Source organism: Hydrogenophaga sp. GW823-FHT04C09 (genome assembly GCF_058796355.1).
This window is the reverse complement of sequence record NZ_JBXAIO010000002.1, coordinates 600,674-626,261: the sequence shown is the minus strand read 5'-3', so window position 1 is coordinate 626,261 and position 25,588 is coordinate 600,674. Positions and strand designations below refer to the sequence as shown.

Below are 25,588 nucleotides of genomic sequence, written 5' to 3'. Positions count from 1 at the left end.
TCAGCCGCCGCCCACCTGCAGCGACGCGCCGGTCGCGTAGAACTGCCCCCCGGCCACGTAGTGCAGGGTGCGCAGGTGATCGGGCGCGCCATCGAAATGCCAGCGCCCCGCGCGGAACACCCGCTCGTCCGCCCAGGCACCCACCACCTCGCCGATGAACAGGTCGTAGGTGGCCTGGTTGTGCGGTTCGGGCAGCAGCCGGCACACCAGCCAGGCCACGCAGCCCTCGACCAGCGGCAGGGCCTCGTGGCCGGGGGCGTGAAAGGTCTTCACCCCGTGGCGCGCGAGCTTGTCCGGCACGGTGAGCGCGCTGTCGGTGCCCACGCCGAGCGTAAGCGCGGCCAGGCCGGCCGACGGCACACACAGCGCGAAGGTGCCGCTGCCCTCCACCAGCGCGCGCGTGCGCGTGGCCTTGTCGATCACCACCGTCACCTTGGGCGGTGAAAAATCCAGCGCGCAGGCCCAGGCGGCCGACATCACGTTGACCTCGCCCGCGTGGGCCGAGGACACGAGCACGGTGGGGCCGTGGTTGATGAGGCGGTAGGCCTTGTCGAGGGGAACGGGCTGGAAGAAGCGGGGTTCGGGTGCCGGGGCGGTCATGCCCGGCATTGTGCAGAGCCCGCCTCAGGTCCGCTGGCCGCCGGGGCGGTGACCGCGTCCGCCAAGGGGTTCAACCGCTGGTGCACGGCGGTCTCGCGCGCCAGCGACGCGTCGAAGTCGCCCAGCAGCTCGCGGTGCACCAGTTGCTTGACCTCGGCCAGCAGCGCCGGGCTGCTGCGCGCGAGCCGTTGCGCCAGCTCGCGCGCCTGGGCCTCCAACGCGCCGTCCTCCACCACCTGCCACACCAGGCCCCAGCGCTCGGCGTCCACGGCGCCCAGCTCCTGCCCCAGCATCAGCAGGCCTTTGGCCTTCTGCAGCCCGACCAGGCGCGGCAGCAGCGCGGCCACGCCGCCGGTGCCGAACAGGCCCACCTGCACCTCGGGCAGCGCGAAGCGCGCACCGCGCGCGGCCACGCTGAGGTCGCCGTTGAGCATGAGCTCGACGCCCGCGCCCACCACCCAGCCCTGCACCGCCGTCACCACCGGTTGGGGGCAGCGCACGAGCAACGAGGCCAGGGCCTGCAGGGTCTCGACGAAGGCGGGGGTGGGCGGGTCGTCGCGGTCCTTGCCGGCGCAGAAGGCGCGGCCTTCGCCGCTGAGCAGGATGACCCGCACCGCCGGGTCGGCCACGCCGGCCTGCACCGCCGCCAGCAGGTCGCGCGCGAGCGCGAGCGTGAGGGCATTGAGGCGTTCGGGCCGGTTCAGGCGCAGTTCGAGCACGCCCGCATCGAGGGTCTGGATCAGGTGCATGGGCGAGAGCGTACACGCGGCGCTGTCACAAGGCGACGGGGCCGAACGTCTTGTCTGCGTCAAGCCCCTCCACCCCCTCGCTCCACCCACCATGAAAATCGCCAAGTCGTACACCCTCGCCGAGTTCCTCGCCTGGACGCGCCGCAAGACCTACATCCTGCTGGTGCTGGCCGCCGTGCCGGCCACGCTGTACCAGGTCTTCGGGCTGACCTGGATCGCCGCGCCCTGGTCGGTCGCGGTGCTGCTGGGCACGGCCACCTCCTTCATCGTGGGCTTCAAGAACGCCCAGACCTACCAGCGCACGGTGGAGGCGCAGCAGGTCTGGTCCTCCATCGTCGGCACGAGCCGCTACTGGGGCCTGATCTGCCGGATGTTTCCGACCACCGGCGGTTCGTCGCAGCTGCTCATCCACCGCCACCTGGCCTGGCTCACGGTGCTGCGCCACCAGCTGCGGCAGGGGCGCGTGTGGGAATCCGCGAACAGCCGCGCCAACGCCGAATACCGCGCCAGGCATTTCCGCGTGCCCGAGCACGACACCCCGCTGGACACCGAGCTGACGCCCCTGCTCGGCGAAACCGAGCGGCTGCGCGTGGCGAGCACGGGCCACAAGGGCCTGCTGCTGCTCAACCTGCAGAGCGAAACCCTGCGCGAGCTGTATGCACGCCAGGAACTCGCGGTGCTGCACCACACCGAGCTGCAGAAGACCATCAAGGAACTGCTGGACCAGCAAAGCCGCGTCGAGCGCCTCAAGAACTTCCCCTACCCGCGCCAGTACGCCACCATCAACACCTTGTTCGTCTGGTGCTTCGCGGCCCTGCTGCCCTTCTGCCTGGTGCGCGAGTTCGACCGCCTCAACGACAGCGTGAGCGGCCTGCTCGCCGGCCACATGGTCTGGCTCTCGGTGCCCTTCAGCGTGCTGGTGGCCTGGATGTACCTCTCGCTGGACCAGGTGGGTGAAAGCACCGAGAACCCGTTCGAAGGCGGCGCCAACGACGTGCCCATGGCCCACCTGTGCCAGGGCATCGAGCGCGAGTTGCGCAGCCTGCTGGGCGAGAGCGATCTGCCGCCCCCGCCCACGCCCGACAACCAGATCCTGCTATGAGGCCAGCCACTGCGCCAGGGAGACCTTCCCGATGCGCGCATTGGGGCCGGGGATGAGGGCATTGCCCTCCAGCGGCGAACCGAAATACGTGGCCCCGGGGTCCGACACCACCGCGCGCGGGTCCTGGCGCGCCTGGAACAGCTGGCGGATGAGCTGGTCCAGCGGCACGGCTTCGGGCCCCGCCACTTCGCAGGTGCCGTTGAGCGGGGCCTGCACCGCCACGTCCGCCAGCGCCTCGGCCACGTCGCTCGCCGCGATGGGCTGCAGCGGCGCCGAGGGCAGGCGCACGGTCTGGCCTTCGGTCGCCACGTGGGCGATCGACATCAGGAACTCGTGGAACTGCGTGGCGCGCACGAGGGTGTAAGGCACCCGCCCTTCCTGGATCAGCGCTTCCTGCGCCACCTTGGCGCGGAAGTAACCGCTCGCGGGCACCCGCTCGGAGCCCACCACCGACAGGGCCACGTAGTGCCCCACGCCGGCGCGAGCGCTGGCGTCCAGCAGGTTGCGGGTGGAGGCGCGGAAGAAGTGCATCACCGCCTCGTCCTCGAAGGAGGGTGAGTTGCTCACGTCCACCACCACCTGCGCGCCGGCCAGGGCCTCGCTCAGGCCTTCGCCGGTGACGGCGTTGACGCCCGACGAGGGCGAGGCCGCCGTCACCGCGTGGCCGGCCTGGCGCAGCAGGGTGGCGAGTTGTCTGCCGATGAGGCCGCTGCCTCCGATGACCACGATGTTCATGCGATCTCCTTCTCGGCCACGGGGGCGTGCATGCCCACGGCCATGCGGTTCCAGGCGTTGATCTGCGCGACGGTCCAGCACAGCTCGACGATTTCCTGGTCGCTGAGCTGGGTTTGCAGTTGCTCGAAATCGGCGTCGCGGCTGCCGTGGTGGTCCACCAGCCGGGTCAGGGACTCGGCCCAGTTCAGCGCGGCGCGCTCGCGCTCGCTGTACAGGCCGGTCTCGCGCCAGGTCACGAGGCTGTTGATGCGCTGCCAGCGTTCGCCGTGCTTGCGCAGGTCGCGCACGTGCATGTCCACGCAGAAGGCGCAGCCGTTGAGCTGCGAGACGCGCGTCTTCACGAGTTCGATCAGGACGGTGCCGAGCGAGGAGCCGGCGGTGGTGGCGCCGACGGCGGCCATGGCCTGGTAGGCCTTGGGCGCGATCTCGGTCCAGGGGAGTCGGGGTGATTTCATGTGGCGTCTTTCAGAGGGGTTGGGGAACACACCTCTGAAGACGGTCAGGGCCTGGGGTTTGTGACAGCCAGGTCGCGGCCCAGCGCGGCGGCGATGCGCGCGAGCTTGTCGGGGTTGCGCTGCACGTGCAGGCGCAGGATGCGCTCGCCGTCGGTCACGAACGATTGCGCCGACTCCAGCCCGCCCTGGATGAAGCGCAGCAGGCCCCACTGCCCGTTGAGCACCACGACCTCGAAGCGCACGCCCTCGCCGAAGCGCCGGTGCGTGGCGTAGAAGAGCTGCGCGATGCGCCGCCCGCCCACCAGCGGCACGCCGAAACTCGGCACCTTGCCGCCGCCATCGCCGATCAGTTGCGCGTCCTCGGCCAGCAGCGACTGCAGCCGGTCGAACTGCCCGGTGGCGGCGGCATCGGCAAAGCCGCGCAGCAGGCGCAACTGGGCCTCGCGCGGCACGATGTGGCGTGGCCGGTCGTCCTGCAGCTGCGCCTTGGCGCGGTGCACGATCTGGCGGCAGGCGCTCTCGGTCTTGCCCAGGGCCTCGGCCACCTCGCCGTAGTCGGCGTCGAACACCTCGCGCATCAGGAAGGCCGCGCGGGCTTCGGGTGCCAGCCGCTCCAGCATGGCGAGAAAAGCCACCGACACGTCGTCGGCGCGCTCCAGCAGCTGTTCGGGCGTCACCGGCGCATCGGCCAGCAGCGGCTCGGGCAGCCAGGTGCCGATGTAGTGCTCGCGCTGCACCTTGGCGCTGCGCAGGCGGTCGATCGCCAGGCGCGTGGTCACGGTCACCAGCCAGGCCTCGCTGCTGTCCAGGTCGGCGTGCGCGGCCTCGTGCCAGCGCAGCCAGGCGTCCTGCACCACCTCCTCGGCTTCGGCCGGCGAGCCCAGCATGCGGTAGGCGATGCCCTGCAGCCGGGGGCGCAGGCGGTTGAAGGTGGTGGTGGGATCGTTCATGACCAGCCAGACGGGCGAGCGCCCGGTTTTGTGACAGGCGCGATGCTAAGCGCCCTCGCCCGCCATGCGCTGCACCGAGGCGTGGAAGGCCTCGCAGGCGAACTCGTTCTCGCCGAAACACAGGGCCTGGTTCGCCCCGCTGTCCAGCCCGCGCTGCATGCTGGCCGCGAGCGCGAAGTCCTCGTCGATCGCGGTCCAGAACATGTCGAAGTTGCGCTGCCAGTAGCTGTCGCTGCGGGTGGCCAGGTGCTGGCGCGGCGCGATGAGCCAGCCGTCGACCTGCGTGGTGGCGGCGTCGGTGGGCGAGAGCGCGAAGGCGTTGACGTGGTCGCCCTCCCAGAGCAGCAGGGTGGAGGGGAACAGGAAGTAGATGGTGTTGATCGTCTTCGCGAAGCCTTCCAGCGTGGCCGGCGGCTCGCTCAGTTCCTCGAAGCTGCGCTTGGGCAGCACGATGCGCTGGTGGTCGCCCACTTGGTCGTGCACCACCACGTTGTCGTGGAACAGGTAGGCGATGGTCTCGCGGTGGGCGTAGGCGAAGTGGTAACTCTCCAGGTTGGCGTCGAGCACCAGCTTCCAGTTCGAGGCCTGGGTGAAATGGCGGTGGCGCTGCACGCGCGCGGCGGCGTCGAAGCCCAGGCCGTCGATCTCCTCGCCCAAGGGGCCGAAGTACGCGGCCCAGTCGAACGCGGGCAAGGCCGTCGCCACCACCCAGACCAGGCCGAAGCGCTGCGCGCAGGGCAGCTCGACCAGGCCGGCGCTGGCCTTGGGCGCGTGGGGAAAGTCGCGGTCGTGCGGGCGGCCGACGCAGGCGCCGTCGTTGCCGTAGGTCCAGCTGTGGTACGGGCACACGAAGCGCTCGCGTCCCTGGCCACAGGCGCCCTCGGGCACCAGCGCCGCGCCCCGGTGGCGGCACACGTTGATGAAGGCGCGCAGCTGCCCGTCGGCATGGCGGGTAAGCAGCACCGGCACCCCATGCACCGAACGCGCCAGCCAGTCGCCGCTCGCCTGCAGCGCGGCCGCGTCGGCCACCGCCTGCGGCAGCCGGCGCAGGGCGGCGAGTTCGCGCTGGTGGCGCGCGGGGTCGAGGTAGCGCGCCACGGGCGACCAGTTGCCGGGCAGGCGCTGGCGGTGTTCACCATTGAGCGCGGCCTTCACGCGGTCGAACAGTTGGGCGGCGGGGGAGGTGGGCAGGGGCGCGTTCATGCCCACCATCATCGCCAGCCGGACCGGCTTGTGCCATGGGGTTTTCAACCAGCGCCGCTACACTGGTCCGAACCCATCCCTTGGCCGCCCATGCCCGAAGTCCCCCCTTTCGATCCGGCCTCGACGCTGCACTTCGTCATCAACAGCCGCTCCGGCAGCCAGGACGGCGACGGCACGCGAGCGACCATCGAGGCCGCGCTGCGCGCTTCGGGCCGGCCCGGCCAGCTGCACGTGTGCGAACCGGCCGACCTGCCGCGCCGCACGGCCGAGCTGGCGCGGCAGGCGCGCGAAACGAACGCCGCCATCGTGGCCGTGGGCGGCGACGGCACCATCAACACCGTGGCCCAGGCCGCCCACGCCGCCGGCTGCGCCCTGGGCGTGATCCCGCGCGGCACCTTCAACTATTTCGCGCGCACGCACGGCATCGCCACCGACGTGGCCGATGCCATGGCGCAACTGCTGGGCGCGCGGCCCGAGCCGGTGCAGGTGGCCGCCGTCAACGAGCACCTGTTCCTGGTCAACGCGAGCCTGGGCCTGTACCCCGACCTGCTGGAGGACCGCGAGGTCTGGAAGAACCGTTTCGGGCGCAGCCAGTGGGTGGCGATCTGGGCGGCCTTCGCCACCCTGTTTCGCGCGCAGCGGCGGCTGAAACTGCGCATCGGCCTGGACGGCGCGCAGCGCGAGGTGAAGACCCTCACCCTGTTCGTGGGCAACAACCGCCTGCAGCTGGAGCAGGTGGGCGTGGTGCAAGGCCAGCGCCCCGATGGCGCGCGCGACAACGGCCGCGTCACGGCGGTGATGCTCAAGCCCATCGGCACCCTGGCCCTGCTGCGCCTGATGTGGCAGGGCGCCATGGGCACGCTTGGCGAGGCCGACGACATCGAGCACTTCGAGTTCCAGCAGATGGTGGTGCGCGCGCCGTCGGTGGCGGGTGCGCGGCGCCTGAAGGTCGCGGTCGATGGGGAAGTCCTGCGCATGAAGGCGCCGCTGGATGTGCGCGTGCTGCCGGTGCCCCTGTTCCTGCTCAAACCGGCACCCGCCGACCGCGAGGCCCCCGCTTGAGCGCGATCCTGCAGGTCTCGGACCCGCACTTCGGCACCGAGCGGGCGCCGGTGGTGCGGGCCCTGGTGCAGCTGGCCCAGCGGCTGCGGCCGGACCTCGTGGTGCTCTCGGGCGACATCACCCAGCGCGCCCGCGCCCCCCAGTTCGAGGCCGCGCGCCGCTTCATGGACCAGCTGGGCGCGCCCCGGCTGGTGATCCCGGGCAACCACGACATCCCGCTGTTCAACGGTTGGGCCCGGCTGGTGCGGCCCTACGCGGGCCACCGCGCGGCCTTCGGCGATGAGCTCGAACCGCAGTTCAGTTCCGCCGGGCTGTTGGTGCTGGCCGTGAACACCACGCGCGCGCACCGGCACAAGAACGGCGAGGTGTCGGCGGCGCAGGTCGCGCGCGTGGCGGCGCGGCTGGCCGAGGCCACGCCGGCCCAGTTGCGCGTGGTGGTGGTGCACCAGCCGATCGATGTGCAGCGCCCGCAGGACGAGCCGGACCGCCTGATCGGCCACACCGCCGCGCAGGACGCCTGGGCCGCCGCGGGCGCCGACCTCGTGATGGGCGGCCACATCCACCTGCCCTACGTGATGCCCCTGCCCGGCCTGGCGCGACCGATGTGGGCGGTGCAGGCCGGCACCGCCGTGTCGCACCGCGTGCGGCCCGGCGCGCCCAACTCGGTGAACCTGGTGCGCTGGCACGCGGCCGAGCGCGCCTGCGCCGTCGAGCAGTGGGACTACGCGGCCACCGAAGAAGTCTTCGTGCAGGTCCGCGTGACGCGCCTGCAACCGGCGCGCTAAGCGATCAGCCGAACATCAGGGCGCGGTGCGCGCTGGCCCCGGCCATGGCGCCCGCGCCCACCGAGATCGCCACGTTGCCGGCCGCGCGCGCGGCATCGCCGCAGGCAAACACGCCGGGCACGCTGGTGCCCTGCATCGCGTCGGTGCGGATGAAGGCGCCCGTGGGGCCTTCGTCCATGGCGCAGCCCAGCTGCGCCGCCACCGGGCTGGCGATGTGCGTGCGCGCCATGGTGAACAGACCATCCAGGGCGAAGCGGCGGCCATCGCGCAGCTCCACCGTGGCGGTGTCCACCAGGCGCGCCACCGCGCCGGCTTCCACCGCGACACCGCGCGCGGCCAGCGCGGCGCGCTGCGCCTCGTCGGGCACGAAGGCCTCGTTGAGGAACAACGTGGTCGAGCCCCAGTCCGGCAGCATCAGCGCGTGGTGCATGGACATCTCGCTGACCGCCAGCACGCCGATGCGCCCGTTGTCGAGCTCGTAGCCGTGGCAGTACGGGCAGTGGAAGACGCCCCGGCCCCAACGCTCGGCCAGGCCTTCGATGGCCGGCAGCTCGTCCACCACGCCCGTGGCGATCACGAGCGTGCGGGCCTGCTCGGTGTGGCCACCGTCGAGCGCCACGCCAAAACCCTCGCCCTGCGCTTCGGCGCGCGCGACGGTGCCGTCCAGCCAGCGCACGTTGGGGTAGGCGAGCAGCTGGGCCCGGCCCTCGGCGGCGATGTCGCCGGGCGCGCGGCCGTCCTGGCCCAGGAAGCCGTGCGAGGCGCTGGCGAAGCGGTTGCGGCGCAGGCCGGCGTCGATCACGAGCACGCGGCGGCGCGCCCGCGCGAGCTGCAGGGCGGCGGACAGGCCGGCGTAGCTGCCGCCGATCACGATGGCGTCATTCGGGGAGGTGGTGGTGGGCATGGTGGCTCCTGGCATGGGGGTGGGCGTCGAAACGGCGGTTGAAATCGGCCGCGAGGTCGGCCAGCGTCACGCGGCCCAGCCGCTGCACCAGCAGCGCCTGGGCCTCCTGCAACGCGCCCGACAGCGCCTCGTTGACCGCCTGCTCCACCAGGCACTCGGGGTTGTCCGAGCGGTGGCCGATGGCGAACACCGTGGGTGCGCCGACCGCGTCGTACACGTCGCGCAGGGTCACGGTCTTGAGGTTGCAGGCCAGCACCCAGCCGCCGCCGTGGCCCCGTTCGGAGCTCACGAAGCCGGCCTCGCGCAGGCCGGCGAGGGTGCGGCGCACCACCACCGGGCTGCTGCCCTGCAGGCAGGCGGCCAGGGCCTCGGAGGTCATGGGCCGCTCGCTCTGCGCCATGTGCAGCAGCAGGTGAAGGATGGACGAGAGTTTGCTGTCGAGTTTCATGTAACTTGAATAGTTACATGAAAACGACCTCGGTGCCACCGCGCGCCGATCAGCCCGTCAGCGCGTGTGGTTTTCGGCTTCCGGCGGCCGCACGTCGAAGGCCTCGTGGTAGCTCACCTCGCCGTGCGGCACCCGCCCGTTGAAGGCCAGGGCCTGGAAATACTCGGGCGGCACACCCGGCAACAGCAGGGTGGGCACGGCGCGAAAACCGAAGCGGCCGTAGAAGGCCGGCTCACCCACCAGCACACAGCCGCCCGCGCCCTGATCGCGCAGGCGCTGCAGGGCCGCGCGCATGAGCCCGCTGCCCACGCCCAGCCCCTGGTAACCGGGCAGCACCGAGATCGGGCCCAGGCCGAACCAGTGCCGCGTGCCATCCGACACCGTCACCGGCGACACCGCCACATGGCCCACCACGGCGCCCTGCCGCTCTTCGACCAGCGACACGGCAAGCTGCCCCGCGGCGCGCAGGGCGTCGACGATGAGGTGCTCGGTGTGGCTGGTGTGCGGCGCGCGCTGGAAGGCGGCCGCCGTCAGCGCGTGGATGGCTTCGACGTCGCCGGGCGACTCGGGCCGGATCACTTGGCGAGCTCGCGGCCGCCGTGCACCGGGCCCGCGCGCGACTCGACCACCGCCTCCACCTCGCGGCGCAGGCCCATCAGGAAGGCAAGTTCGGCCACCACGAACAGCGGGCCGATGATGAGCCCCATGACGTCGTCGACAAAGGCCGGCTTGCGGCCTTCGTAGATGTGGCCGACGAACTGGATCACCCAGCCCACCACGAACAGGCCCACGCCGAAGGTGGCCCAGGCGCCGGTGGACAGGCCCGCCGTGGCATGCGCCACCGCCAGGCAGGCCGCGAGCAGCAGGCCCATCACCACGCCGAAGCGCAGGTCCAGCCGCAGGTAGTAGAGCGTGGCGGCGATCACCGCCAGCGTGGCCGGGGACAGGGGCAGGCCCGCCACGTCGAAGGCCGGGCGCGCCAGCAGCACCACGACCGAGAGCACGATCATGGGAATGCCGATGAAGTGCGTGACGATGTTGCGGCGGTCGCGGTGGTAGGCCGCGTACTGGCTCAGGTGGTCGTTCAGGGTTTTCATCGTGGTCTCCGAGAAACAGCACAGGCACACATCATCGCCAGAGTGGCCCTGCCGCGCCAGTGGGATTTCACCGATCGGGTCACAGCAGCGACTGCGCGTCGTCCTCCGGCCGCACGGCCGGCCCGCTGCGCGCCAGCGCCATCCACACGTGGAAGGGCAGGCGTTCGACCGCGCGGCGCGGCGCCTCGCGCGCCACCACCAGGCGCTCGCCTTCGAGCTGCATCACGCCGCACTCGGGCGGCACCTCGTCGGGCGCGGCGATGGGGCGGCCCTTGGCGTCCTGCCCCAGCACGTACCAGCAGGCGCTGGCCAGGCCCAGGTAGGCGGCGCGCTTGGCGGGTTTGCGCAGGTCGCCCAGCAGGTCGGCCCGGCTCACCTTGATCTCGTGCACCACGGGCTCCAGGTAGGCCTCCACGGTGGTGTGCCGCACCGAGAACACGTCCGGAGAGGCCATGCACCAGCCGTGCTCGGGCGCAGGGGCGGCGACGGCCTCGCTCTCGAAGGCGCAGGCCTGCAGTGGGCCGCCGGTGTCCGCAGCGGGCTCACCGCCCAGCAGCGCGCGCGGCAGCGGCACGCGCAGCATCAGGCCGCGCCAGCTGAGCCGCCCGGCCTGAGCCATCGCCGTGGCCACGCGCTCCACCAGGGCCTCGTGCGGCGTGCGCGCGGCCTTGTTCTGGCTGAACACCTCGGCCAGCCGCTGGATGCCGGCCTCGGTCACGCGCAGGCTCTCGAAACCCTCGGGCGAAGGCCGGCGCTCCAGCAGGCCGGCGGCGAGCAGCTCCACCTCCAGCATGTCGTGGCAGGGCCAGCCGGCCGAGCGGTAGATCTCGCGCAGGCGCTGGTGGTGGCGCCGCGTCAGGGCGGGGGCGATCGCGGACATTCACTGACTATATATCCAGTACCATGGTGAGCCATGTCGGCCAACCCACCGTCCATCGACACGACCACCGCCTCGGTGGCGGTGCGCGTGCTGTGCGCCTTCGCGGCCAAGGCGGGCGACCTGGACCTGCGCTTCACGCCCTCGCCCAGCGCGCAGGACGGCATCGCCGGCCACACCACCGTGACCGCGCGGCGCGCGGCGGGCTACCAGCGCGAGGTGCCGCTGAGCGCCCGCTGTGGCGAGCTGCGGGTGCAGGGCCGGGCCGACGGCTTCGACCCGGCGGTGCCGCGCCTGGAGGAAATCAAGACGCACCGGGGCGACGCCGCGCGCATCCCCGACAACCACCGCGAACTGCACTGGGCGCAGGCGCGGGTCTACGGCTGGATGCTGTGCGAACAGCACGCGCTGGAGCGCATCGAACTCGCGCTGGTCTATTTCAACATCGATACCGCGCAGGAGACGGTGCTGCCCGTGTGGCACAGCGCGGTGGAGCTCAAGGCCTTCTTCGAAACGCTTTGCGCGCGCTACGCGGGCTGGGCGCGCGCCGAGCTGGCGCACCGCGCCGCGCGCGACGAGGCGCTGCGCGCGCTGGCCTTTCCGTTCGAGGGCTTCCGGCCCGGGCAGCGCGAGCTGGCCGCCGCCGTCTACCGCTGCCACGGCGCCGGGCGCCACCTGCTCGCGCAGGCGCCCACCGGCATCGGCAAGACCATGGCCACGCTGTTCGCGGCCCTGCGCGCCGCGCCCGCCCAGGGCACGCACAAGCTTTTCTACCTGACCGCCAAGACACCCGGGCGCCAGCTCGCGCTGCACGCCCTGCAGCGCATGAAGGCCCAGCCACTGCGCGTGCTCGAACTGGTGGCGCGCGACAAGGCCTGCGAGCACCCGGACAAGGCCTGCCACGGCGAGTCCTGCCCACTCGCGCGCGGCTTCTACGACCGCCTGCCGGCCGCGCGCGAGGCCGCCGCGCAGGCGGGCTGGCTCGACAAGGCCGCGCTGCGCGAGATCGCCCTGCGCCACGAGGTCTGCCCGTATTACCTGGGCCAGGACCTGCTGCGCTGGAGCGACGTGGTGGTGGGCGACTTCAACCACTTCTTCGACCTCAGCGCGCACGCCTGGTCGCTCACGGTGGGCGACGGACTGCGCGTGGGCCTGCTGGTGGACGAGGCGCACAACCTGATCGAGCGCGCGCGGCTCATGTACAGCGCCGAGCTGCGCCCCGCCGCCTTCCAGGCCGTGCGCAAGGGCGCACCGGCCGCGCTGAAGAAAACCATGGACCGGTTGCAGCGCCCCTGGAGCGCGCTGGCGCGCCTGCAGACGCAGGACCACACGGTGCTGCCCGAACTGCCGGGTGCGTTCATCGAGGCCTTGCAACGCCACAGCGCGGCGCTGTCGGACCACCTCGCGCTCGAACCCGAGGGCGCGGACGCGGCCGGTCTGCAGGACTGGCTGTTCGAGGTGCAGCGCTTCCTGCGCGTGGCCGAGGTGTTCGACCAGCACTCGCTGGTGGACCTCACGCCCGCGCCGCGCGCGGCCGGCCGCGCGCGCCAGCCGGTGCTGAACATCCGCAACCTCGACCCCGGCCCGCTGCTGCAGCCGCGCTGGCAGGCCGCGCACAGCGCCACGCTGTTCTCGGCCACGCTCAGCCCCATGGCCTACGTGAGCGACCTGCTGGGCCTGCCGCAAGACACCGCGCGCCTGTCCGTGCCCTCGCCCTTCGATGCCTCGCAGCTGCAGGTGCGCGTGACGCCGAACCTCTCCACCCGCTACGCCGACCGCGCCGCCTCGCTCGACCCATTGGTCGAGGTCATGGCCGACCAGTACGCCCAACGGCCCGGCAACTACCTCGCCTTCTTCAGCAGCTTCGACTACCTGCAGCAGGCGCTGCAACGCCTGCAGGCCACGCACCCGGCGCTGCCGGTGTGGGCGCAGTCGCGCGGCATGGGCGAACCCGAGCGCGAGGCCTTCGTCGCGCGCTTCACCGAAGACAGCCAGGGCATCGGCTTCGCCGTGCTGGGTGGTGCGTTCGGTGAAGGCATCGACCTGCCCGGGCAGCGCCTCATCGGCGCCTTCATCGCCACCCTGGGCCTGCCGCAGCTCAACCCGGTGACCGAACAACTGCGCGCGCGGCTGCAGGCCCGTTTCGGGCAGGGCTACGACTACGCCTATTTGTTCCCGGGCCTGCAGAAGGTGGTGCAGGCCGCCGGCCGCGTCATCCGCGGACCGGACGATGAAGGCGTGGTGGTGCTGATGGACGAGCGCTTCGGCCGTCCGGAGGTGCGGCGCTGGCTTCCCGCGTGGTGGGGCTTGTGAGCGCGCGGCTCAGCCGTCGGCCTCGACCGCCGCTTCCGACTCGGGCTCGGGCAGGCGCGTGATCAGCACCTGATCGATGCGGCGCCCATCGAGCACCAGCACCTCGAAGCGCCAGCCCGCGCAGTCCACGTGCTCGCGCCGGCCCAGCAGGTCGCCCGCCACGGTCTGCATGAGGCCGGCCACGGTGTTGTAGCGCCCCTTGTCCTCGTCGGGCAGGTCGTCGATCGCCAGGCGCGACTTCAGCTCGGTCACCGGCATCGCGCCGTCCACCAGCCAGGCGCCGTCCTCGCGCTGCGTCGCCCAGGCGTCCACTGCGGTGCGCGGCGACAGCTCGCCGGTGATGGCCTCCAGCATGTCCAGCGGCGTGAGCAGGCCCTGCACCACGCCGTATTCGTCAACCACGAACACCATGCGCGTCGCGCGTTCGCGGAACTGCTCCAGCAGCTCCATGCCGCTGAGTGTCTCGGGCACGAACACGGCCGGCAGCACGTGCTGCATCAAGGGTTCGTTGTGGCCTTCGGATTGCAGCGCGAGCATGCGCGGCAGGTGGATCACACCGACCACGTCGTCCAGCCCGCCCCGGCACACCGGGTACCAGGAATGGCCGGTGGTCCAGGCCTTCTGCACGGCCGCGTCGATGCGGTCCTCGGCGTCGAGCCATTCGATTTCCGAGTGCGGCACCATGATGGAGGTGAGCTGACGGTCGTCCAGCAGGAACACGTTGCGCACCATCTGGTGCTCGTGTTCCTCGATGATGCCGGCGTCCACGCCCTCCTCCAGGCTGGCGTTGATTTCCTCTTCGGTCACGTGCTGCACGGCGTTGGTGTCGATGCGCAGCAGCTTGAGCACCCACTGCGTGGTGTGCGTGAGCAGCCACACGAAGGGCTTGGCGGCCTGGGCCACGAAGGCCATGGGGCGCGAAACCCAGCGCGCGACGGCCTCGGGGTAGAGCTGGCCGATGCGCTTGGGCACCAGCTCGCCGAACACGATGGTGATGAAGGTGATGACCACCACCACGATCGCGGTGGCCATCACGCTGGCCGTGGCTTCCGTCAGGCCCCATGCCACGAGCTGGCGACCCAGGTCGTCGCTGAACGCAGCCTCCCCCACGATGCCGTTGAGCATGCCGATGGAGGTGATGCCGACCTGCACCGAGGAGAGGAATTGCGTGGGGTTGTCCAGCAGCTGGAGCGCGGTGACCGAGCCCTTGTCGCCGGCCTCGGCCATGGCCGTGAGCCGCGCCTTGCGGCTGGATGCCAGGGCCAGCTCGGACATGGCGAACGCCCCGTTGAGCAGCGTCAGAAAAACAATGAGGAGGGTGTCCATAATCGGCCAATGGCACTTTACATGATCGGGGATGTGCAGGGCTGCGACGCGGCGCTCGGCCGCCTGCTCGACGACATCGGTTTCTCACCCAGCCGCGACACGCTGTACCTGCTGGGCGATCTCGTCAACCGCGGGCCGGCCTCGCTGGCCGTGCTGCGCCGGCTGATCGCGCTCGACGGCGCGGCGCACTGCCTGCTCGGCAACCACGACCTGCACCTGCTGGCCACGGCGCACGGCGTGCGCAAGCCACATCGCAGCGACACGGTGGGTGACATCCTTGCCGCGCCCGACCGCGAGGCCTTGCTCGACTGGCTGCGCGCGCGGCCCATGGCGCTGTTCGAACACGGCTGGCTGATGGTGCACGCGGGCGTGCTGCCGCAGTGGGACGTGGCCGGCACGCTGGCGCTGGCCGGCGAGCTGCAGGCCGTGCTGCGCAGCGCCGACTGGACCGGCTTCCTGCAGGAGATGTATGGCAACGAACCGCCGCTGTGGAGCGACTCGCTGCGCGGCGCCGCGCGCCTGCGCGTGATCGTCAATGCCTTCACGCGGCTGCGCTTCTGCACCGCGCAGGGTGTGATGGAGTTCGACACCAAGGACAGCGCGGGCGCGGCGCCCGAGGGCTTCATGCCCTGGTTCGACGTGCCGGGCCGGCGCACCGAAGGCGTGCCGATCGCGTTCGGCCACTGGTCCACGCTGGGCGCGGTGCAGCGCCACGACCTGCAGGCGCTGGACACGGGTTGTGTGTGGGGCGGTTGCCTCACCGCGGCCCGCATCACGGAGGTGCCGGGCGAGGTGGAGCGGATCTCGGTGCGCTGCGAGCAGGCCAGCAAACCCGGCAAGCGCTGAAGGAGCGGCGGCGAAAGCCGCCTGGCAGGCTCAGGCAAGGGCTTCGCCCTCAGCTTTCCTGAGCCGGCGCCGGTGCGGGGGCGCTCTTGAACAAGGCCGGCACCTTGCGGCGCGTCTTGATGTTGGGCGAGGCCGTGCGCGCGGCGGCGCGCTGCGACACTTCCCACGAGGGCGTGGCGTCGCTCGCGGCGCTGGGTTCGTAGGGCTTGTCGAACAGCGGATCGGCCGGCGCGCGCGGTGCGCGGGTCGGGCGCGAATCGGAGGCGCCTCGCGCTTCGCGCGGGGTGCGGCTCTCGCGGCTCTCACGGATGGCTCGGCTCTCGCGGCGCTCGGCGTCCTGCCCTTCGGGCTGCTGCCAGGCGCGCTGGCCATCGTTGAAGCGGCCCGCCGGGCGGCGGTCGGCTTCGAACTCGAGCGCTTCGAGCTCGAGCTTCTTGCCCAGCAGCTTTTCCAGGTCGCCCATGAGGCGCGTGTCGCGCCCGCTCACGAACGACACCGCCAGGCCCGAAGCGCCCGCGCGGCCGGTGCGGCCGATGCGGTGCACGTAGTCCTCGGCGTTGAACGGGATGTCGAAGTTGAACACCGCCGGCACGTCCTTGATGTCCAGGCCGCGCGCGGCCACGTCCGTGCAGACCAGCAGGTCCACCGCGCCGGTCTTGAAGGCTTCCAGGGCCTTGAGGCGCTCGTCCTGGCTCTTGTCGCCGTGCAGGGCCGTGGTGTTGAGGCCTTCGCGCTCGAGCGAACGCGCCAGGCGCGCGCAACCGAGCTTGCTGTTGACGAACACGAAGGCTTGCTTGAGACCGCGCTCGCGCAGGATCTGCTTGAGGATGCCGCGCTTGTCGTCGTCTTCCACGCGGTAGAAATGCTGTTCCACGGTGGACGCCGTGGCGTTGGAGCGCGCCACCTCGATGGTCACCGGGTCCTGCAGGTAGCTGTTGGCCAGGCGCTTGATCTCGGGCGAGAAGGTGGCCGAGAACAGCAGCGTGGTGCGCTGCTTGGGCAGGTAGCTCAGAATGCGCTGCAGGTCGGGCAGGAAGCCGATGTCCAGCATGCGGTCGGCCTCGTCGAGCACCACGTACTCGACCTGGTTGAGCACGCAGTTCTTGGCCTCGATGTGGTCCAGCAAGCGCCCGGGCGTGGCCACCAGCACCTCGACGCCCTTCTTGAGCTCGGCCGTCTGCGGCTTCATGTCCATGCCGCCGAACACCACTGTGCTGCGCAGGTTGGTGTACTTGGCGTACAGCTTGACCTGCTCGGCCACCTGGTCGGCCAGCTCACGCGTGGGCAGCAGCACCAGGGCGCGCACCGGGTGGCGCGCGGGCGAGGTGGAGGCGTTCTCGTGCTTGAGCATGCGCTGCAGCAGCGGCAGCGTGAACGCGGCGGTCTTGCCGGTGCCGGTCTGGGCGGCGCCCATCACGTCACGGCCTTGCAGCACCACCGGAATCGCCTGCGCCTGGATCGGCGTCATGGTCGCGTAGCCCATTTCGGCCACGGCTCGCTCAATGGCGGGCGAGAGGGAGAGTTCGGAGAAGGATTGGGTCATTGGCTTCAAAGTTAGCCACGTATTGTCGCACTTTGACCGTTTTTCGCCCAAATCCGGGCCGGCGGCCTCCGCCAGGCCTCAGACGCTGCCCGCTTTGAAGGTGTCGCAGGACTGCACGCTGCCACTTTGCAGCCCCGTGTTGAACCACCGCTGGCGCTGTGCGCTGGTGCCGTGAGTGAAGCTGTCGGGCACCACCTGTCCCTGGCTTTTGCGCTGCAAGGCGTCGTCGCCGATCGCGGCGGCGGCGTTCAGCGCCTCTTCCACGTCGCCCGGCTCCAGGATGGCCTTGTTCTTGTGGTTGTGGTGGGCCCAGATGCCGGCAAAACAGTCGGCCTGCAGCTCCAGCCGCACCGACAGCGCGTTGTACTCGCGCTCGCCCACGCGCCGGCGCGCCTGCTCCATCTGGTCGGTGATGCCCATGAGGTTCTGCACGTGGTGACCGACCTCGTGCGCGATCACATAGGCCTGGGCGAAGTCGCCCGGCGCGCCGAGCTGGCGGCGCAGGGTGTCGTAGAAGCTCAGGTCGATGTAGACCTTCTGGTCGCCCGGGCAGTAGAACGGGCCCATGGCCGACTGGCCGGTGCCGCAGGCCGTGGGCGTGGCGCCCCGGAACAGCACGAGGCGCGGTTTCTGGTACTGCGCGCCGGCCTGCTGGAACACCTGACCCCACACGTCTTCCGTGCCGCCGAGCACGGCGGCCACGAACTTGCCCATGTCGTCGGTGGGCGCCTGGGTCGGGCCCTGGGTGGTCTCCACCTGGGCGGTGGGTGCGCCATCGCCCACGCCGCCGAGCACGCCGAGAATGGTCATGGGGTTGATGCCGAAGATCCAGCCCGCGACCAGCGCGACGGCAATGGTGCCCAGGCCGATGCCGCGCCCACCCACACGCCGGCCGCCACCCAGGCCACCGAGCCCACCCCCGCCGGGGTCGGCGCGGCGGTCTTCGATCTGATCGGACTGGCGGTTGTTTTCCCACTTCATGGCATGGCTCCTCGGCGACCTCGGTACGGGTGCGGGTATCCCATTATGAAGCGGGCGTGGCCCCGCCGGGCTCAGGCGACTGCGGGTGCGCAGGCGCTGGTCGGGCGGCCCTGGAAGTCGGTCCAGCAGCGCCGGCCGAAGTCGTAGAGCTTGCAGCGGCGCGCGGTGTCGAAGTACCAGCGCCACGAGAAGCGCTGCACGATGATGCGGCCCGGCAGCGCGTCCTCCAGCAGGCGCTGCACGCCTTCGAGCTGGTAGAGCGGGATGCTCATGTCCACATGGTGCGCGGTGTGCTCCATGATGTGGTGCAGCATCGCGCCGATGCGCAGCGGAAAGGTGAGGTGCACCGTGGTCGAGACAAAGGGCGCGGCGCGGCCCCAGGCGGCCTTGTCGTCGTGCCACTGCACCGCCGTGTGCGTGTGGTGCACGTAGACCACGAAACCGATCATGGCGTTCCAGAACAGGAAGGGCACGGCAAAGCCCATGGCCAGCAGCAGCCAGACCGACTGGCCGGTGGCCGAGGCGGCGGCCACCAGGCCGCCGATCCAGGCCAGCGCGCAGGCGCTGACGAACACGCCGTCCCACACGAACTCGGCGCGCCGCGTGCCCATGTAGGTCTTGCGCGGGAAGAACATGCGGTGCCACCACATCTCCACCAGGTAGTACAGCGCCGGGCCGAAGCCGCTGCGGTACGCGCGCTCCAGGGCGCGGCGCATCGGCGAGAGCGCGGCGAACTCCTCGCGCGTGAGCGGCGCCCACACGAAGTCCACGCCCTTGAGGTTGGTGTAGCCGTGGTGCACCACGTTGTGCCCCACTTCCCACAGGCTGTAGGGCGTGAGCGAGGGCAGCATGGCGATGCGGCCCAGCACGCGGTTCAGCCCCCGGTGCGGCGTGTAGCTCTGGTGGCAGGCGTCGTGGCCGATGATGAACAGCCGCCCGATCATGAAGCCCGCCGCCAGGCCGCACAGCAGCTTGGCCCACACGGCGACGAACCACACGGTGCCGGCCATGAGCGCGGCGAAGACCACCCAGTCGAACACCAGCAGCGCGATGGCGCGCGCGGTGCGCCGCTCGACGAGCGGGGCGAGCCAGCCCCGGATCACCTTGCGGTGCGGCAGCGGCTGGCCAGCGGGGATGGGGGCGGGAGAAGAGAAGCCGGGCGGGTTGCGTGACATGCCCGGCATGCTATCGACCGGGTTGCCCGGCCGCCTTGACCTGGGTCAAGGCGCGCGAACCGTCAAGCTTTGGGCAGGGTCACGCCGACCTGGCCCTGGTACTTGCCGCCCCGGTCCTTGTAGGAGGTCTCGCAGACCTCGTCGCTTTCGAAGAACAGCACCTGGGCGCAACCCTCGCCCGCGTAGATCTTGGCCGGCAGCGGCGTGGTGTTGCTGAACTCCAGCGTCACATAACCTTCCCACTCGGGCTCGAAGGGCGTGACGTTGACGATGATGCCGCAGCGCGCATACGTGCTCTTGCCCAGGCAGATGGTGAGCACGTTGCGCGGGATGCGGAAGTACTCCATCGTGCGCGCCAGCGCGAAGCTGTTGGGCGGGATCACGCAGACGTCCTTGTTGATGTCCACGAAGCTGTTCTCGTCGAAGTTCTTCGGGTCCACCACCGTGCTGTGGATGTTGGTGAACACCTTGAATTCCGGCGCGCAACGGATGTCGTAGCCGTAGCTCGACGTGCCGTAGCTGATCACCTTCTTGCCATCCACCGCCCGCACCTGGTTGGGCTCGAACGGTTCGATCAGGCCGTGTTGTTCGGCCATGCGGCGGATCCATTTGTCGCTTTTGATGCTCATGGGGCGCGATTGTAGGTGGCGCGCCCACCGGTCCCGGATCGCGGAGAGCCCCCAGGAAATTACCGGAATTTCAGTAATTACTGAAAACTCAGGCCGAACCAGCTACATTTCCGGGCATGCCACTGCAAGACCATCTTCCGCCCCTCAACCGCGAGTTCGTTGCCCACTTCGGGGAAATGGGCAGCCGCTGGGGCATCAACCGCACCGTGGGGCAGATCTACGCCCTGCTCTTCATTTCACCCAACGCGCTCAACGCCGACGAGATCGCCGAGACGCTGGAGTTCTCGCGCTCGAACGTGAGCATGGGCCTGAAGGAATTGCAGGCTTGGCGGCTGGTGCGCCTGCGCCACCAGCCGGGCGACCGGCGCGAGTACTTCGAGGCGCCGGCCGATGTGTGGGAAATCTTCCGCGTGCTGGCCGAGGAGCGCCGCCGCCGCGAAGTGGAGCCCACCCTGTCCATGCTGCGCACCGCGCTGCTGGAAACGCCCAAGACCGACGCCGAGCGCCACGCGCAGGCCCGCATGCGCGAGATGCACGACCTGATCGACCGGCTCATGACCTGGTTCGACGACGTGCAGAAGCTGGCCCCCGAAACCGCGATGCAGCTGATGGGCATGGGCGCGACCGTCACGCGCGTGCTCGAACTCAAGGACCGCCTCACGGGCAAGGCGGCGGGCCGCAGCGCGCGCCCGGAGAAATTGCCCGACGCGGCCTGACCCCCACCAGACAAGAACCCCACGGAGAACCCCCATGGACGCCCTGCTCCTCTCGCGCATCCAGTTCGCGGCGAACATCAGCTTTCACATCCTGTTCCCGACCATCACGATCGCGATGGGCTGGTTCCTGCTGTACTTCCGCATCCGCCACATCAAGACGCGCGACCCGGCATGGGAAGAGGCCTACTACTTCTGGACCAAGGTGTTCGCGCTGAGCTTCGCGCTCGGCGTGGTCTCCGGCATCGTGATGAGCTTCCAGTTCGGCACCAACTGGCCCGGCTTCATGGAACGGGCCGGTAACATCGCGGGCCCGCTGCTGGGCTACGAGGTGCTGACCGCCTTCTTCCTGGAGGCCAGCTTCCTGGGCATCATGCTGTTCGGCCGGGGCCGCGTGAGCGAGCGCGTGCACCTGGCCGCCACCTTCCTGGTGGCCTTCGGCACCACCATGTCGGCGTTCTGGATCCTGAGCCTGAATTCGTGGATGCAGACACCCGCGGGCTTCGAGATCGTGGACGGCAAGTTCGTCGCGGTCGACTGGTTCGCCGTGGTGTTCAACCCCTCCTTCCCCTACCGCCTGGCGCACAAGCTGCTGGCCTCGGCGCTCACGGCCTCGTTCCTCATCGCCGGCCTCTGCGCCTGGCAGCTCATCAAGGGCAGCGCCACCGGCGGCACGCACAAGGCCTTGCGCACGGCCATCATCGCCGCCTCGGTGGCCATGCCGCTGCAGTTCCTGGCCGGCGACATGCACGGGCTGAACACGCTGGAGCACCAGCCCGCCAAGATCGCGGCGCTCGAGGGCATCTGGCACACCGAGAAGAGCGCGCCGCTCACGCTGTTCGGCATTCCCGACGAGGCCGCCGGCACCACGCACTACGCGGTGAAGATTCCCAAGATGGCGAGCCTGATCCTGGCGCACGACGCCGACGCCGAACTCAAGGGCCTCAACGAATTCCCGAACGCCCACCCGCCGGTGGCGCCGATCTTCTGGGCCTTTCGCGTGATGGTCGGCGTGGGCACGCTGATGCTGGTCGTGGCCTGGGCCTCGGCCTGGATGCTCTGGCGCCGGCGCCGCCAGGCGCAGGGCTCGCTGGACCTGCCCAAGCCCGCGCTGTACGTGCTGGCGGGCATGACCTTCTCGGGCTGGCTGGCCACGCTGTCGGGCTGGTACGTCACCGAGATCGGCCGCCAGCCCTTCCTCGTCTACGGCCACCTGCGCACCGCCGACGTGGTCACCAACACCCCCTCGCCCATGATCGCGGTCACGCTCACGGCCTACCTCATCGTGTACGGCCTGCTGCTCATCACCTACGTCGGCGTGCTCAAGTACATGGCCGAACACCCGTTCAAACATGCCCCCGAAGCACCCCACGGCGCCGAACTCGGCAAGGCCGGCGTCTGACCGAACGGAGAACACCCCATGAACATGACCACCTGGGCCGAAGTGCTCCCCCTGATCTTCCTGGCCGTGATGGGCCTGGCCCTGCTGGCCTACGTGATCCTCGACGGCTACGACCTCGGCGTGGGCCTGCTGCTGCCCCTGGCCGAGAGCAAGGAGCAGAAGGACACCATGATCTCCAGCATCGGCCCGTTCTGGGACGCCAACGAAACCTGGCTGGTGCTCGGTGTCGGCGTGCTGCTGGTGGCCTTTCCGATGGCGCACGGGCTGGTGCTGCAGGCGCTCTACCTGCCGGTGGCCGTGATGCTGATCGGCCTGATCCTGCGCGGCGTGGCGTTCGACTTCCGTGTGAAGGCGCCCACGAAATACGTGCCGTTCTGGAACCGCGCCTTCTTCGTCGGCTCGCTGCTCGCCAGCGCCTCGCAGGGCTGGATGCTGGGCAGCTACATCACAGGCTTCGACAAGGGCTGGCTGGGCCTGGCGTTCAGCCTGGGCATCGCGCTCACGCTGCCGGCGGCCTACATCCTGCTCGGCGCGGGCTGGCTGATCATGAAGACCGAAGGCGAGCTGCAGGCCCACGCGGTGCGCTGGGCGGCCCGCGTGCTGTGGCCCATGGGTTTTGCGCTGGTCGCGATCTCGGTGGCCACGCCGCTGGTGAACCCCGGCGTGGTGGCGAAGTGGTTCAGCGTGCCCGAGGTGTTCGGCCTGATGCCGATCCCCCTGAGCTGCGCGATCGCCTTCTTCGCGGTGCGCTGGGTGGTCACGCACCCCAATGTGGTGAAGGCGGGTTACGGCTGGGTGGTGTTCGCGGCCACCGTGCTGATCTTCGTGCTGGCCTTCTTCGGCCTGGCGTACAGCATCTTCCCCGACATCGTGATCGGCCGCATGAACGTGTGGCAGGCGGCCGTGTCCACCGGCTCGCTCACCGTCATCTTCATCGGCGTGGCCATCACGCTGCCAGTGATCATCATCTACACCATCTACATGTACCGCGTGTTCTGGGGCAAGGCGCGGGCACTGACCTACAACTGAACCCGCGTCGCCGCTTTAACGGGCTAGGACGGTGAGGTCTTGCGCAGGGCAAAGCTCGTGAGCAAGGCCTGTTCGGATTCGAGGAAGAGCGTGTTGAACCGCGCCAGCCAGTTCGGCTCGAACGGCCAGGCGTTGCTCTCGACCACGCGCGAATGCTGCTTCGCGGTCTCGGACATGGCGTGAGCCCCCATTTCGCCACTCAGGCCGGCCAGCGAATGCAGCGCCTGGCGTGCGCTTTTCAGGTCGTTGCGCCGCACAGCGTCCTCCAGATTGGCAATGTGCCGCCGGGCCTGGGCCAGGCCATCGGGCAGCAGGTTCACCATGATGTTCATGCTCTTGAGCTGCTCGACACGTTCGTCATCCAGCAAGGGCCCATCGATGGTCGCCCCCGCCAGGCGCGCGGGCGACGGCGACGCGCCCGCCGCCTGGGCCTCACCCACCGGACGCTCGCCGATCAGGCGGGCCAGCTCCCCGCGCAAGGCCACCACGTTCACGGGCTTGGTGAGAAAGCCGTCCATGCCCGCGTCCCGCGCCGCCTGCCTGTGCTCCGGCGAGGCATGCCCGGTGAGCGCCACCACGGGAATGTTGCGCACCCCATCGGCCATCGCGCGCAGCTGCCGCGTCGTCTCCATGCCGCCGAGCACGGGCATCTCCACGTCCATCAGGATCACGGCCGGCCGCACGCCCGCCTTGAGGAACTGCAGGACGTCCTGCCCCTGCTGCGCCTCCACCACCTCCAACCCCATGTCCTTCAGGTAGCCTTTGACGATGGCGCGGTTCACGGCGTTGTCCTCCGCCAGCAGCACGGAGCTGCCCATGAAGGGCGCCGGGTCCTTGGCGCTGTGGCGCAAGGGCTGGTCCTTGAGCAGGCTCACGATCGCGCCGGCCATCTCAGGCAGGCTGCAAGGCGCGCTCAGGAACCCGTCCATGCCCGCTTCGCGGGCTTGCGCGCGGGCCTCGGTCGCCGGCTGGACACTGTGTGCCAGCACCGGCACCTGTTCATGCCCGGCGGCGGCCCCCAGGCGGATCTGGCGCACGGTGTCACAACCATCGAGCACCGGCATGTGGAGGTCCATCACGACGAGGTCATAAGGCACGTCCGAGGCCAGGCGAAGCAGGTCCAGCGCCTGAGCGCCGTTGCCGGCCTCGTCGATGCTGCTGCTGCCCACCAGGGCCAGGAGTTGGGCCAGGGTGGCGCGGCGCCGGATCGGATCGTCATCCACCAGCAGCACGCGGGCGCCGCGCAGCAACCGCGCGGCATGCCGCATGGCTTCTTCGGCGTGGGCCCGGGCCTCCGCCTGCGCCACTGCGGGAAACGACAGCGTGAACGCCGTGAACTCGCCCAACCGCGATGCGCAGGTGATCTCCCCGCCGAAGGCGCGCATGGCGCGCCGGCAAAACGCCAACCCCAGGCCTGTGCCATCGGCCTTGCCGGAGGTCTGGAAGTCCTCGAACAGGTGCTCCATCTTTTCCGGCGCGATGCCCGGCCCTGTATCGCGCACCGTGATGCACTGCGCATCCACGGTCACCGTCACCATGACGTCGGGACAGGCCGGCAGGTAATACAGCGCGTTCTTGATGAGGTTGAATAGGATCAGCGTCAGGAGGGTTTCATCGCCCTTGAACGTGAAGTCGGCCACCTCCGCCAGGCGCACCCGCTCGCGCTGCGCCTCGCTCTCGTAGCCGAAATCGCTCACCGCGCGCTCGGTGCACACCGCCGCCGAGAGCCAAGTGAACCCCGAGGCATCGAAGGCCCTGCTCTTGAGCTGCTGCAGCGTCACCGTGATCGACTGCAGACCCAGCTTGATCGCGTTGCGGCCCTCGTTCATCACCCGCACCATCGCCATGACCTGCTCGCGCGTGTGGGACACCGAGGACTGGGATGACCCCAGGCGCAGGAAGTCGCGCTCCAGGGTGTCGAAGACACCCTGGATCTTCTGCATGGGCCCGCGCATCTCGTGCGCGATGGAACCCGCGAAGCTCATGTACAGGCGATGGCGCGCCAGCTCGGCCTGCCTTCTTTCGAAATGGGACAAGGCACCGGCCACGAACAGCAGCGTCGGCGCGGGCAGCCAGATCCAGACGTCCGGCGTGAACGCGATGCCGGGTTGTGATGCCCAGAACGCGAGCGCCCCAAGGGCGTATCCGGCGACCAGCATCACCACGGCATTGCGCCAATCGGCGACCAGAATGACACACACCGCACCAATCACCATGTTCACGAAAGAAAAGCTGTCGCCCTGATTCTTCAGGGTCGTGAACGTCAGCAGAAACGCCAGGCAGTAGACCGACGTGAAGTAGGCATGCGCGAGGTAGAACGGCCTGGCCCTCTCGGGCCACCACGGGCGCAACGCCAGTGCCAGGCACAACAGGGTGGCGATGGCCCTGAGCGCCAGATCGTCGTAGCGCGGCGGGAGTTGCCCCGTGAAACGCAGCAGATAGAAGAGCGGGAAGGCCAGGCTCCCCAGAGCCCCCATCCACACCAGGAACGACCTGTTCATGTCGTGATGCGAGCGGTACCTCGCGAACAAACCAGCGGCCAGTGAGCTCAAATCGCACCTCCCAAAAAATTGGCAGGGCGATGCTAAGGGGGCGTTCTGTTCACCACAACAGCCCAGCCCCCCCTCGGGCAATGGGTGGCCCCGAACAAAGCGCATCTGAATC

25 protein-coding genes are annotated in these 25,588 nt (G+C 70.0%); 8 read left to right on the top strand and 17 right to left on the bottom strand.

Annotated features, from left to right (window positions below; translation table 11 throughout):
* Both AC1Q9M_RS08130 and AC1Q9M_RS08125 read right to left on the bottom strand, forming a co-directional pair.
* A complete protein-coding gene (locus AC1Q9M_RS08130) occupies positions 1 to 600 on the bottom strand; it encodes a flavin reductase family protein (protein ID WP_492433234.1) in 600 nt (199 codons plus the stop codon).
* Positions 597 to 1,349 (bottom strand): enoyl-CoA hydratase/isomerase family protein, encoded by a 753-nt coding sequence (locus tag AC1Q9M_RS08125; RefSeq protein ID WP_492433232.1) that lies wholly within the window; start codon positions 1,347 to 1,349, stop codon positions 597 to 599. Before AC1Q9M_RS08125 ends, AC1Q9M_RS08130 begins: the two co-directional genes overlap by 4 nt.
* Before the next feature lie 91 nt (positions 1,350 to 1,440).
* Here AC1Q9M_RS08125 and AC1Q9M_RS08120 point away from each other — a divergent pair, with 91 nt between their 5' ends.
* Positions 1,441 to 2,451, top strand: coding sequence for a bestrophin family protein (locus AC1Q9M_RS08120; protein ID WP_492433230.1), 1,011 nt, complete (start codon positions 1,441 to 1,443; stop codon positions 2,449 to 2,451).
* Here AC1Q9M_RS08120 and AC1Q9M_RS08115 read toward each other — a convergent pair.
* The 4 genes from AC1Q9M_RS08115 to AC1Q9M_RS08100 are packed head-to-tail and all read right to left on the bottom strand — an operon-like array spanning position 2,446 to position 5,794.
* On the bottom strand, positions 2,446 to 3,186 hold the full coding sequence (locus tag AC1Q9M_RS08115) for an SDR family oxidoreductase (RefSeq protein WP_382323602.1): 741 nt from the start codon (positions 3,184 to 3,186) through the stop codon (positions 2,446 to 2,448). The two genes, AC1Q9M_RS08120 and AC1Q9M_RS08115, sit on opposite strands and share 6 nt — an antisense overlap.
* Positions 3,183 to 3,641, bottom strand: a complete 459-nt coding sequence (locus tag AC1Q9M_RS08110; protein ID WP_382323601.1) for a carboxymuconolactone decarboxylase family protein — start codon at positions 3,639 to 3,641, stop codon at positions 3,183 to 3,185. Before AC1Q9M_RS08110 ends, AC1Q9M_RS08115 begins: the two co-directional genes overlap by 4 nt.
* Positions 3,642 to 3,685: 44 nt before the next feature.
* Positions 3,686 to 4,591 carry an RNA polymerase sigma-70 factor gene (locus AC1Q9M_RS08105; RefSeq protein WP_382323600.1) on the bottom strand — a complete coding sequence of 302 codons (906 nt, stop codon included), beginning with the start codon at positions 4,589 to 4,591 and terminating at the stop codon, positions 3,686 to 3,688.
* A gap of 45 nt (positions 4,592 to 4,636) precedes the next feature.
* Positions 4,637 to 5,794: an aromatic ring-hydroxylating oxygenase subunit alpha gene (locus tag AC1Q9M_RS08100; RefSeq protein ID WP_382323599.1), complete on the bottom strand. Its 1,158-nt coding sequence runs from the start codon at positions 5,792 to 5,794 to the stop codon at positions 4,637 to 4,639.
* Between the two features lie 90 nt (positions 5,795 to 5,884).
* On the opposite strand from AC1Q9M_RS08100, the gene AC1Q9M_RS08095 reads away from it, so the two are divergent.
* Together AC1Q9M_RS08095 and AC1Q9M_RS08090 are read left to right on the top strand one after the other, a co-directional pair.
* On the top strand, positions 5,885 to 6,856 hold the full coding sequence (locus AC1Q9M_RS08095) for a diacylglycerol/lipid kinase family protein (RefSeq protein ID WP_382323598.1): 972 nt from the start codon (positions 5,885 to 5,887) through the stop codon (positions 6,854 to 6,856).
* The gene (locus tag AC1Q9M_RS08090) at positions 6,853 to 7,641 is read left to right on the top strand and encodes a metallophosphoesterase family protein (RefSeq protein WP_382323597.1); all 789 of its coding nucleotides are present in this window, start codon (positions 6,853 to 6,855) and stop codon (positions 7,639 to 7,641) included. Before AC1Q9M_RS08095 ends, AC1Q9M_RS08090 begins: the two co-directional genes overlap by 4 nt.
* 4 nt (positions 7,642 to 7,645) lie before the next feature.
* Here AC1Q9M_RS08090 and AC1Q9M_RS08085 read toward each other — a convergent pair whose 3' ends face one another.
* From AC1Q9M_RS08085 to AC1Q9M_RS08065, 5 genes are all read right to left on the bottom strand, one after another.
* Positions 7,646 to 8,545 (bottom strand): NAD(P)/FAD-dependent oxidoreductase, encoded by a 900-nt coding sequence (locus AC1Q9M_RS08085; RefSeq protein ID WP_444688270.1) that lies wholly within the window; start codon positions 8,543 to 8,545, stop codon positions 7,646 to 7,648.
* Positions 8,520 to 8,993 (bottom strand): Rrf2 family transcriptional regulator, encoded by a 474-nt coding sequence (locus AC1Q9M_RS08080; RefSeq protein WP_382323595.1) that lies wholly within the window; start codon positions 8,991 to 8,993, stop codon positions 8,520 to 8,522. Before AC1Q9M_RS08080 ends, AC1Q9M_RS08085 begins: the two co-directional genes overlap by 26 nt.
* Positions 8,994 to 9,050: 57 nt before the next feature.
* Positions 9,051 to 9,572, bottom strand: a complete 522-nt coding sequence (locus tag AC1Q9M_RS08075; RefSeq protein WP_444688271.1) for a GNAT family N-acetyltransferase — start codon at positions 9,570 to 9,572, stop codon at positions 9,051 to 9,053.
* A complete protein-coding gene (locus AC1Q9M_RS08070) occupies positions 9,569 to 10,090 on the bottom strand; it encodes an Mpo1 family 2-hydroxy fatty acid dioxygenase (protein ID WP_492433225.1) in 522 nt (173 codons plus the stop codon). Before AC1Q9M_RS08070 ends, AC1Q9M_RS08075 begins: the two co-directional genes overlap by 4 nt.
* 79 nt (positions 10,091 to 10,169) lie before the next feature.
* Positions 10,170 to 10,970, bottom strand: a complete 801-nt coding sequence (locus tag AC1Q9M_RS08065; RefSeq protein ID WP_444688272.1) for a hypothetical protein — start codon at positions 10,968 to 10,970, stop codon at positions 10,170 to 10,172.
* Positions 10,971 to 11,003: 33 nt separating this feature from the next.
* Between AC1Q9M_RS08065 and AC1Q9M_RS08060 the strand changes: the two genes are divergently transcribed.
* Positions 11,004 to 13,280 carry an ATP-dependent DNA helicase gene (locus tag AC1Q9M_RS08060; protein ID WP_492433223.1) on the top strand — a complete coding sequence of 759 codons (2,277 nt, stop codon included), beginning with the start codon at positions 11,004 to 11,006 and terminating at the stop codon, positions 13,278 to 13,280.
* 9 nt (positions 13,281 to 13,289) lie between these two features.
* Here AC1Q9M_RS08060 and AC1Q9M_RS08055 read toward each other — a convergent pair whose 3' ends face one another.
* A complete protein-coding gene (locus AC1Q9M_RS08055; RefSeq protein WP_444688274.1) occupies positions 13,290 to 14,606 on the bottom strand; it encodes a hemolysin family protein in 1,317 nt (438 codons plus the stop codon).
* Positions 14,607 to 14,615: 9 nt separating this feature from the next.
* Here AC1Q9M_RS08055 and AC1Q9M_RS08050 point away from each other — a divergent pair, with 9 nt between their 5' ends.
* Positions 14,616 to 15,452, top strand: coding sequence for a symmetrical bis(5'-nucleosyl)-tetraphosphatase (locus AC1Q9M_RS08050; RefSeq protein ID WP_382160458.1), 837 nt, complete (start codon positions 14,616 to 14,618; stop codon positions 15,450 to 15,452).
* Positions 15,453 to 15,501: 49 nt separating this feature from the next.
* On the opposite strand, the gene AC1Q9M_RS08045 is transcribed toward AC1Q9M_RS08050, so the two are convergent.
* The 4 genes from AC1Q9M_RS08045 to dcd form a co-directional block, all read right to left on the bottom strand.
* Positions 15,502 to 16,995, bottom strand: coding sequence for a DEAD/DEAH box helicase (locus tag AC1Q9M_RS08045; RefSeq protein WP_382160461.1), 1,494 nt, complete (start codon positions 16,993 to 16,995; stop codon positions 15,502 to 15,504).
* A gap of 78 nt (positions 16,996 to 17,073) precedes the next feature.
* The gene (gene ypfJ, locus AC1Q9M_RS08040; protein WP_291113205.1) at positions 17,074 to 17,976 is read right to left on the bottom strand and encodes a KPN_02809 family neutral zinc metallopeptidase; all 903 of its coding nucleotides are present in this window, start codon (positions 17,974 to 17,976) and stop codon (positions 17,074 to 17,076) included.
* A gap of 71 nt (positions 17,977 to 18,047) precedes the next feature.
* Complete coding sequence (locus AC1Q9M_RS08035) at positions 18,048 to 19,151, bottom strand: fatty acid desaturase (RefSeq protein WP_492433219.1); 1,104 nt, start codon at positions 19,149 to 19,151, stop codon at positions 18,048 to 18,050.
* A gap of 62 nt (positions 19,152 to 19,213) precedes the next feature.
* Positions 19,214 to 19,780, bottom strand: coding sequence for a dCTP deaminase (dcd, locus tag AC1Q9M_RS08030; protein ID WP_382160466.1), 567 nt, complete (start codon positions 19,778 to 19,780; stop codon positions 19,214 to 19,216).
* A 116-nt stretch (positions 19,781 to 19,896) separates the two neighbouring features.
* Here dcd and AC1Q9M_RS08025 point away from each other — a divergent pair, with 116 nt between their 5' ends.
* Genes AC1Q9M_RS08025 through AC1Q9M_RS08015 form a run of 3 tightly spaced genes read left to right on the top strand, consistent with a single transcriptional unit; the run spans position 19,897 to position 22,924 of the window.
* Positions 19,897 to 20,496 (top strand): GbsR/MarR family transcriptional regulator, encoded by a 600-nt coding sequence (locus AC1Q9M_RS08025; RefSeq protein WP_291113211.1) that lies wholly within the window; start codon positions 19,897 to 19,899, stop codon positions 20,494 to 20,496.
* A 34-nt stretch (positions 20,497 to 20,530) separates the two neighbouring features.
* A complete protein-coding gene (locus AC1Q9M_RS08020) occupies positions 20,531 to 21,895 on the top strand; it encodes a cytochrome ubiquinol oxidase subunit I (RefSeq protein ID WP_382160469.1) in 1,365 nt (454 codons plus the stop codon).
* Positions 21,896 to 21,913: 18 nt separating this feature from the next.
* Positions 21,914 to 22,924: a cytochrome d ubiquinol oxidase subunit II gene (locus tag AC1Q9M_RS08015; RefSeq protein WP_444688277.1), complete on the top strand. Its 1,011-nt coding sequence runs from the start codon at positions 21,914 to 21,916 to the stop codon at positions 22,922 to 22,924.
* A gap of 23 nt (positions 22,925 to 22,947) precedes the next feature.
* Here AC1Q9M_RS08015 and AC1Q9M_RS08010 read toward each other — a convergent pair whose 3' ends face one another.
* Complete coding sequence (locus AC1Q9M_RS08010; protein WP_492433215.1) at positions 22,948 to 25,425, bottom strand: response regulator; 2,478 nt, start codon at positions 25,423 to 25,425, stop codon at positions 22,948 to 22,950.
* Between the last annotated feature and the right edge of the window lie 163 nt (positions 25,426 to 25,588).